A 15,279-nucleotide genomic window follows, 5' to 3' on the forward strand; every position below is an offset into this window, starting at 1 on the left:
GTACATATCTTCGAATATTGGGAGAATTGCCCCATGACGACGACCACCTTCCCCGCCTTCGCGGACCCGACGGTGCCGTTCGTCGCCCCCACCCCGTCATCCTTCGGCGACCTCAGCGACGAGGCCGTGGTCGACCTGCAGCGCACCCTCGGCGAGCTGCGGCGACGCGTCGATGCGGTGTCGTCGGCGGTCGCCGGAGAGTTGGCCCGCCGCTCGCGGCATGACCTCGGCTTCGAGGGGCTCGCGCAGCGGCTCGGCGCTCGCACCCCCGAGGCGCTGATCGCACGGGTCACCGGATCGTCGACGCGCGAGGCCGCCGCGCTCGTCCGGGTCGGTTCTCTGGTCGCCGACGCGGAACAGTTCGAGTCGCGGCCCACCGTCGACGACGACAGCCCGTCCGGGCCGCTCGGCGACGCCGACCCCGCGGCTGGCGGCGGCACGGGTTCGGGCACAGACTCGGGCACAGACTCGGGCCCGGGTTCGACTTGGGGCTCTGGCTCGGACTCGACTCCGACGCCGTGGCTGCATCCCGTGGCTCACGCCGTCAATGCCGGGCGACTCTCGGTCGGCGCGGCCGATGCGATCCGCACCGCGCTTCGTGCGCCGGGCCCCGAGGTCAGCGTCGGGGCGCTCAACGCCGCCGTGGCCGGGCTGATCGCCGATGCCGCGGGTCTCACCCCCGAGCAGTTGGCGGCGCGGGCACGAGACGTGCGGGCCGCGCTCGACGAAGCGGGCGTCCAGGAACGGGAGCGCGAACTGCGCGAGCGCCGGTACCTGCGCCTCGTGCCGCAGCCCGACGGCATGACGCGGGTGCACGGCCTGCTCGACCCCGAGTCGGCGGCGATCGTCGTCGCCTCGGTCGATGCGGCCACGTCACCGCGACGCGGCGGGCCGCGCTTCGTCGACAGCAGTTCGCTCGCCCGTCGCGCCGGGCGAATCGGCAAGCCCAGCGCGGCGGCAGAGCTCTCCGACGGTCGGCTCTTGGCGGCCCAACACATGACTCTCGGGCTCACCGCGGCTGAGCAATCTGCGGCCGCGCAATCTGCGCCTGCGCGGTCTGCGGCCGACCGCTCGGCGGCTGACCTCACGGCAACCGAACGCGCCGAACGACTCGTTCGCGACCCGCGCGCGACCGACCAGATCGCACTCGACGCGCTCGTCGAGCTGATTCGCCTCGGAACGACCGCCGACGACGGCACGGTCCTCGGCGCCCGCACCCCGGCCGTGCGGGTGCTCGTCACCGACGCCGACCTGGCCCGCCGCCGCGGAGCCGGGCACCTCGAGGGGCAGAGCGCACCGATCTCGATCCCCTCGGTCGAACGCCGCATCTGCGCCGACGGTACGGTGCCGATCCACTTCGACTCCGACGGCCAGGTCGTCAACGTCGGGCGCGATCAGCGGCTGTTCACCTCCCGACAGCGCATCGGCCTCGCGGCGCGCGACGGCGGATGCCGATTCCCCGGCTGCGAGAGACCACCCTCCTGGTGCGAGGCGCACCACATCGTGCCCTGGCATCGAGAACACGGGCGGACCGACATCTCGGACGGTGTTCTGCTGTGCCGGCACCATCATCTGCTCGTGCACGACAACGGCTGGCGCATCACGCGCGACGGGGCGAACTACTCAGCAATCCCACCGCGATCACTCGACCCCGCCCAGCACCCGATCCCGATGCCGTCGCGCAGCCCCGCCGCACGCCGCCTCGCGGGGTGAGGTGTCGCCTCGCGGGATGAACCGCCTCGCGAGGTGAACCGCCTCGCGAATTCGGCCTGATCGAACCGCGACGGGACTTCGGTCCCTAGGCGGCGGGGTGAGCGTCCCTCAGAGTGGGCTCATGCTGATTCCCGCCATTGTGCTCATCACCGCCGCGCTCGTCTTCTACACGATCGGAGTCTGGGCCGAGCGGATCCGTCGCGATCTGCGTCCCTGGCACGCCGTGTTCTTCGGACTCGGCCTGGCGGCCGACGTGACGGCGACCCTGATGATGACGCAGATCGCCGCCAGCAGCCCCGACACCGACACCGGCGTCGCGGCCGTCCTCGGCACCGTGATGGCGATCACCGGAACGATCGCGATCCTGCTGATGGCGGTTCACCTGGTGTGGGCGGTCGTCGTCCTTGTGCGCAACCGACCCGCCGAGCGCCAGAGCTTCCACAAGTTCTCGGTCGTCGTCTGGGCGATCTGGCTGATCCCGTACCTCGCCGGCGCTATCGGCGCCAACATCGGCTGACCCGCCCCGGCCCTCGGTCGACCGGCTCCGCGCGACCCGAACGAACGCGCATCTGAGTCCGCGAGCGTCAGAGCCCGTAGCCAGCGAGGTACGCGCGCACCCGAGGCCGCGAGCACCGGAGCACGCGACCCCAAGCACGCCGCTCGGCCGCTCGCCGCTATTCCGGAAGCGTGCCCGCCACGACCTGACCGGCCGCAACCACGGCGACGATGTTCGACGTGTCGAGGTCGTCGATGCGCTCCCACGGCCGCCCGCGCAGCACCACGAAGTCGGCGGCCGCACCGTCGCGCAGCGTGCCCACGGTGTCGCCCCAGCCGATCGCGGCGGCCGCCCGCGAGGTCGCCGACTGCAGCGCGCGCTCCGGGGACCATCCGAAGGTCTCGGCCATCCGGCGGATCTCCTCCATCTGATCGCCGAACGCGACATGAGCGCCGTTGGCGTCGGTGCCCAGCACGAAGTCGACGCCGGAATCGGCCGCGGCCCGCAGCAGCGCGTCACGCCGCACGACGAGCTCCTGCGCCTTCTCCGCCTGCTCCGCGTTCGCCGCCACGCCCTGCGCGATGCGGATGTTGATCAGCAGCGTGGGCGCGACGGTCACGCCGAGCTCCACCAGCCGGGATGACTGCGCGGGCTCCAGCAGCGTGCCGTGCTCGATCGAGTCGACACCGGCATCCAGCGCGCGGTCGACACCCGCCGCCGTGTGGGCGTGGGCAGCGACCCGCATGCCCAGGGCGTGCGCTTCGTCGACGATCGCCTCGAGCTCGGCGTCGGTGTGGTTGCGCCACTCCGCCTTGTCGCCCACCGAGAGCACTCCCCCGCTCGTCGCGATCTTGATGCCGTCGGCCCCGGCACGCGCCCAGTGACGCACGAGAGCGCGGCAGGCGTCCGGCCCGTCGGCGACCGGCTTGCGATCGGTGACCGCGGGAGGCGTGAACAGGTCGCCGTGACCGGCCGTCATGCTGACCATGCCGTGCGCGAGCACACGCGGTCCGGTGACGAGACCCGCGCGCAGCGCGCGGGCGAGCGAGAACTGCACCTCGTCGGCCGACAGGTCGCGCACCGTCGTCACCCCACCGCGGAGGGCGCGCTGCGCGTGGGCGAGCCCGTGCAGCACCTGCTCCTCGGGGCGGGTGGTGAGCGGCCAGCTGAGAAAGTCGGCGGGCTGATCGGAGGCGTTGCCGACCAGGTGCACGTGCGTGTCGATGAGACCGGGGATGACCGTGAGCGCGCGCGTCTCGACAGCGTCGCCGTCGGGCCCGGACTGGCCCTCGAGGGAGGACGCGCTCGCGGAATCCGCCGTGGGAGCCGCGACGGAGGTGAACCGGCCGGACTCCCAGTCGAGGCGGCCGACACCGCGGTATGCCGTGCCGTCCCAGATGTGGATGCCGCCCAGGCCGCCGGCGGAGTCGCCCGTTGTCGTGATGCTCATACTCATATCCTCTCGCGGTCGGCGCCCGGCCGACCGGCTGCCCTCTCACGGTCGACGCTTGGCCAACCAGCTGCCCTCTCACGGTCGACGCCTGGCCAACCAGCTGCCCTCTCGTGCTCGGCGCCCGGCCGACCGGCGCCGATGGTGCTGGGTACTCTGGAAGCGCGCCGCACCGCCGGGGCGAACACCCCGACCGCCGGACTGGAGCTCCCCTGATGATCGACGCCTACCGCACCCCCGGGCCCGACGTCGCTGCCCACCTGCGCGGCGGACACGGTCTGGCCTTGCTGCCGTTCGGCGCCCTCGAGATGCACGGCGCGCACCTGCCGCTCGGAACCGATACCGCCGCCGCCATCGAGGTCGCACGGCGCCTGGCCGAGCAGTTCGACGCGGTACTGCTGCCGCCGGTCCACTACGGCGAGACCTGGCTGACGTCGGGGTACCCCGGCACGATTTCGCTGGCGCCCGACACCGTCACCGCGATCGCGACCGACATCGGGCGCTCCCTCGCCGCGACGGGCGCGCGCCGGTACGTGATCGTCAACGGCGACTTCGGCAACCGCGCCCCGCTGCACGCCGCCGCCCGCACGCTCACCGACGAGGGCGTGATCCGCGCCGTCGTGCTCGACTACCCGGGCATGGATGCGGCGATCGCCGAGGTGCGCGAGGCTCCGTCGGCACACCCGATGATCGCGCACGCCGAAGAAGCCGAGACGAGCACGATGCTCGCGCTCGACCCCGAGACGGTGCGCACGGATCGCTACGCCGCCGACTACCCGCAGTTCCCGGACGACTTCGGGCAGCGCCCGATTCGCCTCGACGAGATCTCGACGACGGGGGTCTTCGGCGACCCGAGCCACGCGAGCGCGGCCAAGGGCGAGCACATCCTCGCCGGCACGGTCGCCGGCTGCGCCGCCGAGATCGAACAGCTCCTCGCCGCCGACTAGCCGCACCGGAGCACCGCGGAGCCGTCCGGCTCGGCAACCGTCGACGGCGCGCGATCTGCCCGCGACGGGACCGTGACGCCCACGGCCCGCGCGATGACGTGGCGGCACGCCATCCAGGTGGCGTGGGCGGCCGCCGTCGGACGTCGGCCCGCGGTCAACCGGGTCGCGCGATGGCGTGCCGGCAGCGGGGCGAACCCGGTCGCCGCCGCACGTCACGCCTGGTAGTCCTGGATGCTTGTACCGTGGCTGCGGTCGGTCAGGCGCGCGAGCCGCGGCCGCAGCTCGGCGACGATCGCCTCGACGTCGACGGTGAGCAGTTGGCGATCGCGCATCAGCACGCGTCCGTCGACGATGGTCGTCTCGATGTCGTCGCTGCGTCCGCTGTAGACGAGCGCCGCCGCCAGGTCGTGGATCGGCTGCAGACGCGGCGCCCCCAGATCGACGACGAGCAGATCGGCCCGGTAGCCGGGCGCGACCCGACCGACGACCCCGGCGAGCCCGACGGCGGCCGCGCTCTGCGTGGTCGCGTGATCGAGCACCGCGCGCGCGGTCAGGTACGAGGGGTCGGCCTCGGTCGCCTTCTGCACGAGCGCGAAGTACGTCATGCTCTCCCAGACGTCGAGCGTGTTGTTCGAGGCGGCACCATCGGTGGCAAGCCCCACCGGCACCCCGGCCGCGGCCAGCAGCCGTGCGGGCGTGGTGGCGAAGCCGTGCTTCAGATATCCCTTCGGCGCACTGCCGAAACCGACGCGACCTGCTTCGGCTGCGGCACGCAGCGCAGGAACGTCCTCGGGGACGACCCCGATGCCGTGCGCGATCAGGGTGCGCGCCTCGAGCAGCCCCGAGCGCTCGAGCACCTGGATCGGGGTGAGCCCGGTGCGCTCCAAGCTGTGCCGGGTCTGCTCACGGCTCTCGGAGGCGTGCACGTGCACGAGCAGGTCGTGCTCGATCGCCGTGCGGGCCGTCGCCCCCAGATCGTCGTCGGTCACCGTATAAGTGGCATGCGGCGCGAGCGCCGTCGTGATGCGTCCCTCGGCGGCACCCCGCCACTCGAGCGCGAAGTCGAGCGAACGCTGCAGCCCGGCGGGACCGTCGGTCGAGAAGAAGGTGTCGCCCAGCACGCCGCGCAGACCCGTCTCGGCGGTGACCTTCGCGATGCGGTCCATCGAGAAGTAGTGGTCGGCGAACGTCGTGACGCCAGCGCGGATCATCTCGGCGGCGGCGAGCCGGGTGGCGAGCTCCACATCCTCCGGGGTGAGGTTCACCTCCATCGGCCAGATCAGCTCGTTGAACCAGCGCTCGGCGGGCACATCCTCGGCGACGCCGCGGAACATCACCATCGGCGCGTGGCTGTGGCAGTTGATGAACCCGGGCATCACGAGACGCCCGCGACCATCGATGACCTCCGCCTCGGTGGACGAATGCGCACCGGCGGTGGGCTCGACCGCGACGATCACCCCGTCGCGAACGACGACGTCTTGGTGCTCATCGAAACGGATGCCGTCCTCGGCATGGACGAGCACGGTGGCGTCGCGAATGTAAACGTCGCGGCCGCCCGCGGGCGCGACGGCATCGCGCGGGCTGAGGCGAACGGACGCGTCGCTCATCAGGCGAGCGAGGCGAGCGCGAACTCGACCATGGTCTGGAAGGTCTTCTCGCGGTCCTCCGCGCTCATCTCCTCAGTCTTCAGCACGTGGTCGCTCACCGTGCCGAGCATGAGAGCCTCGATGCCCTCCGCCGCCGCCACGGCGTAGAGCGCCGCCGCCTCCATCTCGACCGCGACGGTGCCGTGGGCCGCCAGCTTGATGGCGAGCTCCGGGTCGGGCTGGTAGAAGGCATCCGTCGTGAAGACCGGACCCACGTAGAGCTGCTTGTTCTCGCGCTCACCGAACTCGACGGCCTTGCGCAGCAGCGGGAAGCTCGGCGCGTGGCTGAAGTTGACGCCCGGGATGCGGGCCGCGGTCATGGCGGAGTCGGTGTGGGCGGCGGAGGCGGCCACCACATCCCCGAGCTTCAGGTAGTCCTGCGCGCCGCCCATGGTGCCGACGCGCACGATGCGCTTGACGCCATAGTGGCGGATCAGCTCGGTCGCGTAGATCGTCATCGACGGCATGCCCATGCCGGAGGCCATGACCGAGATCGGGCGCCCCTGGTAGGTGCCGGTGTAGCCGACGATGCCGCGCACCTCGGTCACCAGACGCGGGTTCTCGAAGTACTGCTCGGCGATCAGGGTCGCGCGGCGCGGGTCGCCCGGCATGAGGACGTCGGGGGCGAAGTCGCCGTCGGCAGCGCCGATGTGAGGGGTGGGCATGGGGTGTTCCTTTCGATGGGGCGCTCAGGCGAGCTGAGACGGAGCGAAGCGCGCCAGCACGGCGCGCTCGGCCACGCTGACGAGGCTGTAGAAGACGAGCGAGACGGCGGTGAGCACGGCGGCGCCGGCCCACAGTCCCGTGTAGTCGGAGTACACGCGCGAGACGACGATGTAGTAGCCGAGCCCGTCGCCGGTGGCGAGCCACTCGGCGAGGGTCGCGGCGAGCACCGCCGTCGGGGCGGCGATGCGCGCCGAGGCGAAGATCGCGGGCAGCGTGGCCGGGAGCTGCAGGCGCCACAGGGTGCTGAGCCGCGAGGAGTCGTAGCTGCGCAGCAGCAGCAGCGCGTCCTGCGGAACCCGGTCGAGGCCCGACCGCGTATTGGCGAGGGTCGGGAAGAAGGTGACGATCGCGGTGATGACGACGACTCCCCCGAGCCCGCGGCCGAACGCGAGGATCAGCACCGGGATGAGCGCGATGATCGGCACCGAGCGCAGCGCGACCGCGACGGGGGTGAACACCGTCTCGACGACCGGGAACAGCGCGAACGCGATCGCGGCCCCGACTCCGAGCACCAGCCCGGCGATGTAGCCGACGCCCGCGTGCAGCAGCGTCTCGCCGAGGGCGGTCAGCAGCACGTCGCGGTTCTCGGCCGCCTCGGGGATCGTGACCAGGTAGTTGAACACGTCGACCGGGGTCTTGCCGACGAAGTTGGAGACGTCGAAGACGATCAGGTAGAGCCACCACGCCGAGAGCACGACGACGATCGAGCCGAGCACCCAGGCGAGCGCGTTGACCAGTCGGCGGATGGGCGAGCCGGCCACGGGCTTCGTGACGGCGGCGGCCGCCGTCAGGCTCGTCGACCACGGCACCAGCACCCGACCGAGCATGCCCAGCAGGGCATACGGCACCGCGGCCATGAGCGTCGCCACGACGGCGACCGCGTAGACCTGGGCCTGGTTGAGCATCTGCAGACCGTTGATGAGCACCACGCCGAGCCCGCTGCTCGACCCGATGAACTCGCCGAAGATCGCGCCCAGCGTCGCCGCCGCGGCACCGATCTGAAGGCCCGTGATGACCGCCGGAATCGAGGAGGGCAGGCGAACGAACCGAAGCGCGGAGAAGATGCCGCCGCCCCAGGCGCGCACCATGGTGAGCGAGCCGCCCTCGGCCGAACGCAGCCCGAGCATGGTTCCGACGAGCGTGGTGAAGAACACCGCGAGCGCCGCCAGGATCACCTTGGCGAGGTCGGGCTCGAAGCTCAGCTGCAGCAGCGGCATCACCGCGACCAGCGGAAGCACGTGGATGGTGAGCGCCAGCCGCAGGAACAGGTTCTCGGCCGCGCGGAACTGCACGAACAGGATTCCGGCCAGGATCGCGGCGAGGTTGCCGAACAGCCAGCCGCGCACCGCCACCCAGGCGGTGGTGGCGAAGTTTCGCAGATAGAGCTCGGGCCGCTCGAAGAACTCGGCGACGATCTCGGTCGGCGGGGCGATCACGCCGAGGCGCGCGAGCCCCATGCGGGCGGCCGCCTCCCACACCACGAGCAGCGCGAGGCTGATCAGGGCGGTGGCGGCCCAGCGCGGGAGTGCGATTCGCGCCCGAGCGGCCTGCGCGGTCGAGCTCACGCCGCGCTCCCCGCGGAGCCGGTCGAGGCGCCGTGCAGCATGACGCTGAGCTGATCGCACACCTCGTGGAACTCGGGGCTCGTGAGCAGCTCGCGTCGACGCGGCCGGGGGAAGTCGATCTCGACCTCGCCGACGATGCGACCCGGACGCGGCGACATGACGACGACGCGGTCGGCGAGGAAGGCGGCCTCGGAGATCGAGTGGGTGACGAGCAGCGTGGTGGCCGAGGTGGCCGTCCAGAGTCGCTGCAGCTCCTCGTTGAGGCGCTGGCGAGTGATCTCGTCGAGCGCTCCGAACGGCTCGTCGAGCAGAAGAATGTCGGGCGAGGTGGACAGCGCGCGAGCGATCGCGACGCGCTGGCGCATGCCGCCGGAGAGCTGGCCGGGGCGGGCATCCGCGAAATCGTCCAGGCCGATCAGCGAGATGAGCGCATCCACGCGGGCGGAGGAGATCGGGGTTCCCATCACCTGACCGGGCAGCCGAATGTTATCGCGCACCGAGCGCCAGGGCAGCAGCGAGGGGTCTTGCAGGGCGAGACCCAGTCGGTGCGAGGTGCGGATCGCGTGCGGCGTCTCGCCGTGGATCGTCGCGGTGCCGGAGGACGCCTGCTCGAGATCGGCAAGGATGCGCAGGATCGTCGACTTGCCGCAGCCGGAAGGGCCGAGGAGCACCGTGAAGGACCCCCGCGGGACGGAGAGCGAGACGTCGTCGAGTGCGAGCACATCCGACTTTCGACTCGTGAATCGCTTGCTGAGCTGGGTCAGCTCGAAGCCGCTCTCGTTCACGCGGGGGTCCTCCTCGGTTCAGGGGTGTGGTGCGATGGTCGTCGGGTGACGACCTGTCGAGCCGGACGACTCGACGGGCTCAGGCGGCGCGCCGGATCGACGCGCCGCCTCGACGTGTCTACTCGATCGTCGACGCGCCCTGGTAGATCTCTTCCAGCAGCGAGGTGTCGAACACACTGGCGTCCATCTCGATGCCGAGCGCGTGCACGGTCTCGACGTTCGACGCGATGTCGTCGGCGCCCATCCAGAGCAGGCCGTTCGCCTCGGTCACCGGGGTGATGAGGATGTCGTACTGACGGATCGCCTGCTTGGTCTGCGCTTCGATCGTCAGGCCGGTGTCGGCGCCGTACTCGTTGACGGCCAGTTCGACCGCGAGCGTCGGGTCGGCGACGAAGTCCTGCCAGCCCTTGATCTCGGCGGTGAGGAAGCCGATGATCGCGTCACGCTTGGTCTCGAGCGTGTCGCGGGTGACGACGTACACCTGCGCGTAGATGTTCAGGTTGTAGTCGGCCAGCAGCATGGTCTCGGGAACGAGGCCCGCCTCTTCGACCGCGATCGGCTGCTCGGTGTAGAAGACGTACTGCGCGTCGACCTCACCGCTGAGCAGCGGCGAGACGTCGAAGCCGATCGGCACGATCTCGGTGGCCGAGACGTCGATGCCGTTGACGTCGACGAAGGCGTCGTGGGTGGCGGTGTCGCCGAGCGGCACGCCGATGCGGGCACCGGCGATGTCGTCGGGCTCGGTGACCGGGTTGCTGTCGAGCGACAGCAGTGCGAGCGGGCTCTTCTGGAACCCGGCGGCGACGATGACGAGGTCGGCGCCGGCCGCGTTGGCCCGGGCGACGAAGTCGGTGTTGGTCACCGCGATGTCAGCCGCGCCGGACTCGAGGAGGGCCATGCCGTCGACCTCGGGGCCGCCGGGCAGGATCTCGAGATCGACACCCTCCTCCTCGAAGTAGCCCTCTTCGGCGGCGACGTAGGTGCCGCCGAACTGAACCATCGGAATCCACGAGGTCTGGTAGCTGAGCGAGGTGAGCTCGGCGTCGTCGGCCTCGGTGGCACAGCCGGCGAGCAGAGCGGTGGCGGAGACGACAGCAGCGGCGGCGAGCCCCGCGCGTCGAAGTCGGGAGGAGGTGCGGTGTGTCATGCGTACGGTCCTTGTCATCGGGGACATTGTCAGGGGTGTGATGCAAAACGTGTTGCGTGGTTCTTGCGCCGAACCTATGCCGCCGCCGTGTCACCCAGATTTCTCAATGTTTCCAGCGCGTAAAATGAGCCTCCCTGATACAAAACCGTTTTGCAAATCGCGCAATTCGTGCCCGGCGCTGCGGTAATCTCGCAGCGTGGAGAGCCCGCCAACGAGACCCTGGACGATGCAGCAGATCGCTGACGCCGCCGGCGTGAGCACGACCACGGTCTCGCACACGATCTCGGGCAAGCGCCCGGTCAACCCGGAGACCGCGGCACGCGTGCGGCAGCTCATCGAGCAGTTCGAGTACGTGCCCAACTCGGGCGCGGTGCGACTGCAGTCCGGCCGCAGCGGCGTGATCGCCCTCGCGGTTCCCGACATCGCCCACTGGTACTTCGGTCGCATCGCCCGCGGGGTCGAGCTCGCCGCCGATGCCGCCGACTACGGGCTGATCGTCTGCTCGACCGTGAACGCGGATCCGCGCCGTGAGAAGCGCTACGTCAACCTGCTGCGCACCCGCGCCGCCGACGGCCTGGTGTACACCTCCAGCCGCTCCAACTCCGACATCGACGACCTTGTCCGGCACGCCCGCTCCGCACCGCTCGTGTTCGCCGATGAGACGGTGCCCTCGCTCAGCGAGATTCCGTCGGTCAGCTCGACGCTCGCCGAGGGCGCACGAGCGGCCGGGGCGCACCTGGCCGCGCTCGGACACACCCGAGCCGTCGTCGTCGCCGGATACCCGAGCCTCGCGTCGACGGTCGAGCGCCGCGACGCCTTCCGCGAATTCTTCCCCCGCGCGCTGACCCTCTACGGCGACTTCGAGCACGAATCCGGCTACGCGATCGTCTCCGATCTGCTGGCCAACGGGGTCGCCTTCACCTGCATCTTCGCGCACAACGATCTGATGGCGCTCGGCGCGATCCGGCGCCTGCGCGAAGAGGGCCTGCGCGTGCCCGAAGACGTCTCCGTCATCGGGTTCGACGATGTCGACGTGGCCTCGCTCGTCTCCCCCGGCCTCACCACGGTGCGCAAGGACCTCGTCGAGACCGGCCGTCAGGCGGGCCGGCTGTTGATCGCGCGGCTCGAAGGCGAGACCGAGGTGGAGTCGGTCGTGCTGCCCGTGGAGCTCATCGTGCGCGAGACCACGGCACCCGTCGCCGGATAGCCGCGGCGCGCGGCACACCCCGCCGCGTCTGCGGCGACGGCTTCGACGGCTACGGCTGTGACCGCGACCAGCCGTGTGCCGCGCTGCAGGATCCGCTAGCCGAGACTCGGCGCGCGACTCAGCAGCGGCGCACCCCAGCTGTCGACGAGCGACTGCTCGAGCGCCGCACCGACCGTGTAGAGGCGAGCGTCCTGCCGCGCCGGCGCCATGAACTGGATGCCGACCGGCAGCCCGTCCTCGGGCGCGAGCCCGGCCGGGATCGAGATCCCGGGCACGCCGGCCAGGTTCGCCGGGATCGTCGTCAGATCGTTCAGGTACATGGCGAGCGGGTCGTCGAGCTTCTCGCCCAGCTTGAACGCGGTGGTCGGCGCCGAGGGCGTCGCCAGCACATCGCACTGCTCGAAGGCGGCGTCGAAGTCGCGCTGAATGAGCGTGCGCACCTTCTGCGCGCTGCCGTAGTAGGCGTCGTAGTAGCCGGCGCTCAGCGCGTAGGTGCCGAGGATCACGCGGCGCTTCACCTCGGGGCCGAAGCCCGCCTCGCGCGTCGCCGCCATCACGTCCTCGACCGTGCCGCCGGGCACCTCGACACGCATGCCGAAGCGGACCGAGTCGAACTTGGCGAGGTTGCTCGACGCCTCCGCCGGGAGGATCAGGTAGTACGCCGAGATGGCGTACTCGAAGCTCGGAGCGCTCACCTCAACGAGTTCGGCGCCCTGCGCCTCGAGCGCCGCGAGCGACTCGTGGAAGCGCTGCAGCACGCCCGACTGGAAGCCCTGCGACTCCTGCGACATCTCCTTCAGGACGCCGATCTTCAGGCCCGTGACGGCACCTTCGCGCTGTCCGGCGCGCGCCGCGTCGGCGAACGACGGCCAGGCATCCGGAATCGACGTCGAGTCGCGCGGGTCGTGGCCGCCGATCACGTCGTGCAGCAGACCTGCATCGAGCACGGTCCGGGTCACGGGGCCCACCTGGTCGAGCGAGGAGGCGAGCGCGATCGCGCCGTAGCGCGACACTCCGCCGTAGGTGGGCTTCATGCCGACGGTTCCCGTCACGGCGCCCGGCTGACGGATCGAGCCGCCGGTGTCGGAGCCGAGCGCGAGCGGCGCCTCGAAGGCGGCGACCGCCGCGGCCGAGCCGCCGCCGGAACCGCCGGGGATCCGATCCAGGTCCCAGGGGTTGCGCGTCGGGCCGTAGGCGGAATGCTCGGTCGAGGAGCCCATCGCGAACTCGTCCATGTTGGTCTTGCCGAGCGGCACCAGTCCGGCGGCGCGCAGGCGCGCGACGACGGTCGCGTCGTACGGCGGAACCCAGCCCTCGAGGATCTTGGATCCCGCGGTCGAGGGCATGTCGAGGGTGCAGAGCACGTCCTTGATCGCCACCGGAACACCGGCGAGCTCGGGAAGGGCCTCCCCCGCCGCGCGGCGGGCATCGATCGCGGCCGCCGTCTCGAGCGCGGCGTCGTTCACGTGCAGGTAGGCGTGCACGTCGCCCTCGACCGCGGCGATGCGATCCAGGTGGGCCCGGGTGGCGTCGACGCTCGACACCTCACCGGATGCCAGCATCCCGGCGAGCTCGGCGGCGGTGGCACGCGTCAGATCGGCGGCGCTCACTGCTCTTCTCCCAGGATCGCGCTGACCTTGAACCGGGATCCGTCGTGCGCGGGCGCACCCGCGAGCGCCTGCTCGGTGGTGAGCGTCTCGCCGACGACGTCGGGGCGCGTCACCATGCCGAGCGCGATCGGGTGGCTCGTGGCGGGTACGTCGGGCGTCGCGACCTCGCTGACCTTGGCCACCGAGTCGACGATCGCACCGAGCTCTTCGGTGAGGTGACCGATCTCGTCGTCGGTCAAGCCGATCCGGGCGAGGTGGGCCAGATGGCGCACCACCTCGGGGGTAATTTCAGACACAGACAACTCCGGACGATCGACGGCGGATGCGCTCTTGCGGGACGCCTCCAGTCTATTCGGGCATGACGCACGTCTCGTGCCGCGGGCCGACCCTCGAGCCGAGACCGCGGCTCAGCAGGACGCGGCCGAGCTCAGATCGAGCCGACCTTCTTGGCGACCGCAGCGCTCGACGCGTACTCGGTTCCGTCGGAACCGGCCGCGATCACCAGGTCGGTGCGGTCGATGCCGATGAGGGCGAGGTTGCGGAACGACTCACCGCCGGGGGTGAAGTAGTCGTTGTGACTGAACGCGCCGCCGAGCGTCTCGCCCGTGATCGGGTCGGTCGCACCGTCGACGGCGAAGTGGTTCGCGCCGTACGCCTCGCTCGCGGGCTGGCTGCCGAAGACTCCCGTCGACGGGATCGGATCCCACGGCGCCACGCCGACCCACACATTGGCATCGCGCACGTTGAGGTCGCTCGCGGTCTTCGCCGGGCTTCCCGGCGAGCCGAGCAGTGCCAGCGCGTCCACCGTGACGTTGTTCTCCTCCAGCGCCAGCAGGGCGGCCGTCGAACCGTAGGAGTGTGCGAACACGGAGACGAACGCGCCGGTCGGCCGCAGCGCCTCGAAGCCCTGAAGCGCCGAGGTGAGGGTGTCACGCCCTTCGCGGGCCAGGTCCATCGAGGCCACGTTCAGCAGCGACGGCGTGCGGTATCCGATCCACGAGATCGTGGCCGCCTGGGGCGTGTAGCCGGCTCCGGCGATGACCGCGTCGGCGGAGACCTCGGGAGCGGGGGCGAGTCGCGAGAGCCATTCGTTCTGCTCCGCGGCGAGCGCATCGGCCATCTCGGTCCAGGCGACGAGCTGCGCGTCGACGCCGAAGAACATGCCCGGCACCAGGTAGCTGACGTAGTCGGCGCTCTCGAGCTCGCCGATGCCGATCGCGGCCCGGCCGTCGTCCATCGTGTCGAGAAGGATGAGCGTGCGCGGCAGTCCCGAGTCGCCGGGTTCGAGCGCCGCGACGATCTGCTCCAGCATGTGCAGACGCGTCTCCAGCTCGGCGGCCTCCGCGCGTCCGGGCTGCTCGGCGAGGCGCGACTCGATCTCGTCGACCGCCGCACCCAGCCGCGCTCGGTTGGCCAGGTCGCGGGCCGCGTACTCGACGCCGTCGAGCCCCCCGACGAGCTCCGGGGCAACCTCGATCAGCGCGGCCCGCTCGGCCTCCGCGGTGGACTCCCACCAGAGCACCACGTCCCGCGCGAGCGGCGGCGAGGCGAGGGTCTCGGCGATGATCGCGGGGTTCTCGGCGACGAACAGCTCGAGCTCGACCCGCGGCAGCGCGGTCAACTGGCTGAGCAGGGCGACGCCGCGCAGGTTGGCGAGCGAGGTCGACTGCCCCGCCCCCACGACCGCGCGCGGGCCGATGAACGGGTCGGGCGAGCCGATCCAGGGCGAATCAGATCCGGTGCCCGTGGCGGTGGGCGCGGCGCCGGTCAGCATCGATTCGAATGCGAGCCGATCGGCAGAGGATGCGGCGGGGGCGACCGCGGAGCTGACGGCGGAGGCCGGGGTGACGGCCACGGCGCGGTCGAACATGCCGAAGGCCTCGGCGACGCCCGTCACGGCCGCCGAGGTAGTGAGGATTGCGGTGATCTCCACCAGCAAGACGGTTGTCCCCTCGCCCCAGCGTGCGGTCGGGTCCCTAGAAATCTT

Annotated in this window: 14 protein-coding genes; 5 read left to right on the top strand and 9 right to left on the bottom strand. The window is 71.1% G+C overall.

Features of this window, described 5'->3' with window-relative positions:
- Window positions 1–33 precede the first annotated feature (33 nt).
- Together ACR3ZA_RS03760 and ACR3ZA_RS03765 are read left to right on the top strand one after the other, a co-directional pair.
- Window positions 34–1,713: a DUF222 domain-containing protein gene (locus tag ACR3ZA_RS03760; protein WP_473660299.1), complete on the top strand. Its 1,680-nt coding sequence runs from the start codon at window positions 34–36 to the stop codon at window positions 1,711–1,713.
- A gap of 121 nt (window positions 1,714–1,834) precedes the next feature.
- Window positions 1,835–2,230, top strand: a complete 396-nt coding sequence (locus ACR3ZA_RS03765) for an HsmA family protein (protein WP_473660301.1) — start codon at window positions 1,835–1,837, stop codon at window positions 2,228–2,230.
- A 157-nt stretch (window positions 2,231–2,387) separates the two neighbouring features.
- Here the strand turns inward: ACR3ZA_RS03765 and ACR3ZA_RS03770 are convergent, their stop codons facing one another.
- On the bottom strand, window positions 2,388–3,659 hold the full coding sequence (locus ACR3ZA_RS03770; protein WP_473660303.1) for an amidohydrolase family protein: 1,272 nt from the start codon (window positions 3,657–3,659) through the stop codon (window positions 2,388–2,390).
- Between the two features lie 215 nt (window positions 3,660–3,874).
- Here ACR3ZA_RS03770 and ACR3ZA_RS03775 point away from each other — a divergent pair, with 215 nt between their 5' ends.
- Together ACR3ZA_RS03775 and ACR3ZA_RS03780 are read left to right on the top strand one after the other, a co-directional pair.
- On the top strand, window positions 3,875–4,606 hold the full coding sequence (locus ACR3ZA_RS03775) for a creatininase family protein (RefSeq protein WP_473660305.1): 732 nt from the start codon (window positions 3,875–3,877) through the stop codon (window positions 4,604–4,606).
- Between the two features lie 93 nt (window positions 4,607–4,699).
- A complete protein-coding gene (locus ACR3ZA_RS03780) occupies window positions 4,700–4,831 on the top strand; it encodes a hypothetical protein (protein WP_473660307.1) in 132 nt (43 codons plus the stop codon).
- Here ACR3ZA_RS03780 and ACR3ZA_RS03785 read toward each other — a convergent pair.
- The 5 genes from ACR3ZA_RS03785 to ACR3ZA_RS03805 form a co-directional block, all read right to left on the bottom strand.
- The gene (locus ACR3ZA_RS03785; RefSeq protein ID WP_473660309.1) at window positions 4,819–6,213 is read right to left on the bottom strand and encodes an amidohydrolase family protein; all 1,395 of its coding nucleotides are present in this window, start codon (window positions 6,211–6,213) and stop codon (window positions 4,819–4,821) included. The two genes, ACR3ZA_RS03780 and ACR3ZA_RS03785, sit on opposite strands and share 13 nt — an antisense overlap.
- On the bottom strand, window positions 6,213–6,917 hold the full coding sequence (gene deoD, locus ACR3ZA_RS03790; RefSeq protein WP_473660311.1) for a purine-nucleoside phosphorylase: 705 nt from the start codon (window positions 6,915–6,917) through the stop codon (window positions 6,213–6,215). The genes ACR3ZA_RS03785 and deoD overlap by 1 nt, the downstream gene beginning before the upstream one ends.
- 24 nt (window positions 6,918–6,941) lie before the next feature.
- Window positions 6,942–8,543: an ABC transporter permease subunit gene (locus ACR3ZA_RS03795; RefSeq protein ID WP_473660313.1), complete on the bottom strand. Its 1,602-nt coding sequence runs from the start codon at window positions 8,541–8,543 to the stop codon at window positions 6,942–6,944.
- Window positions 8,540–9,328: an ATP-binding cassette domain-containing protein gene (locus ACR3ZA_RS03800; protein ID WP_473660315.1), complete on the bottom strand. Its 789-nt coding sequence runs from the start codon at window positions 9,326–9,328 to the stop codon at window positions 8,540–8,542. The genes ACR3ZA_RS03795 and ACR3ZA_RS03800 overlap by 4 nt, the downstream gene beginning before the upstream one ends.
- Window positions 9,329–9,446: 118 nt before the next feature.
- Window positions 9,447–10,475 carry an ABC transporter substrate-binding protein gene (locus ACR3ZA_RS03805; RefSeq protein ID WP_473660317.1) on the bottom strand — a complete coding sequence of 343 codons (1,029 nt, stop codon included), beginning with the start codon at window positions 10,473–10,475 and terminating at the stop codon, window positions 9,447–9,449.
- Between the two features lie 196 nt (window positions 10,476–10,671).
- Between ACR3ZA_RS03805 and ACR3ZA_RS03810 the strand changes: the two genes are divergently transcribed.
- On the top strand, window positions 10,672–11,682 hold the full coding sequence (locus ACR3ZA_RS03810) for a substrate-binding domain-containing protein (protein WP_473660319.1): 1,011 nt from the start codon (window positions 10,672–10,674) through the stop codon (window positions 11,680–11,682).
- Window positions 11,683–11,777: 95 nt separating this feature from the next.
- Here ACR3ZA_RS03810 and gatA read toward each other — a convergent pair whose 3' ends face one another.
- The 3 genes from gatA to ACR3ZA_RS03825 form a co-directional block, all read right to left on the bottom strand.
- On the bottom strand, window positions 11,778–13,244 hold the full coding sequence (gene gatA / locus ACR3ZA_RS03815; RefSeq protein ID WP_473662274.1) for an Asp-tRNA(Asn)/Glu-tRNA(Gln) amidotransferase subunit GatA: 1,467 nt from the start codon (window positions 13,242–13,244) through the stop codon (window positions 11,778–11,780).
- 44 nt (window positions 13,245–13,288) lie between these two features.
- Window positions 13,289–13,588, bottom strand: a complete 300-nt coding sequence (gatC, locus tag ACR3ZA_RS03820; protein WP_473660321.1) for an Asp-tRNA(Asn)/Glu-tRNA(Gln) amidotransferase subunit GatC — start codon at window positions 13,586–13,588, stop codon at window positions 13,289–13,291.
- Window positions 13,589–13,719: 131 nt separating this feature from the next.
- Complete coding sequence (locus ACR3ZA_RS03825; protein WP_473660323.1) at window positions 13,720–15,225, bottom strand: alpha/beta hydrolase; 1,506 nt, start codon at window positions 15,223–15,225, stop codon at window positions 13,720–13,722.
- Window positions 15,226–15,279 lie beyond the last annotated feature (54 nt).

It is taken from the genome of Herbiconiux sp. J20-20 (assembly GCF_057365085.1).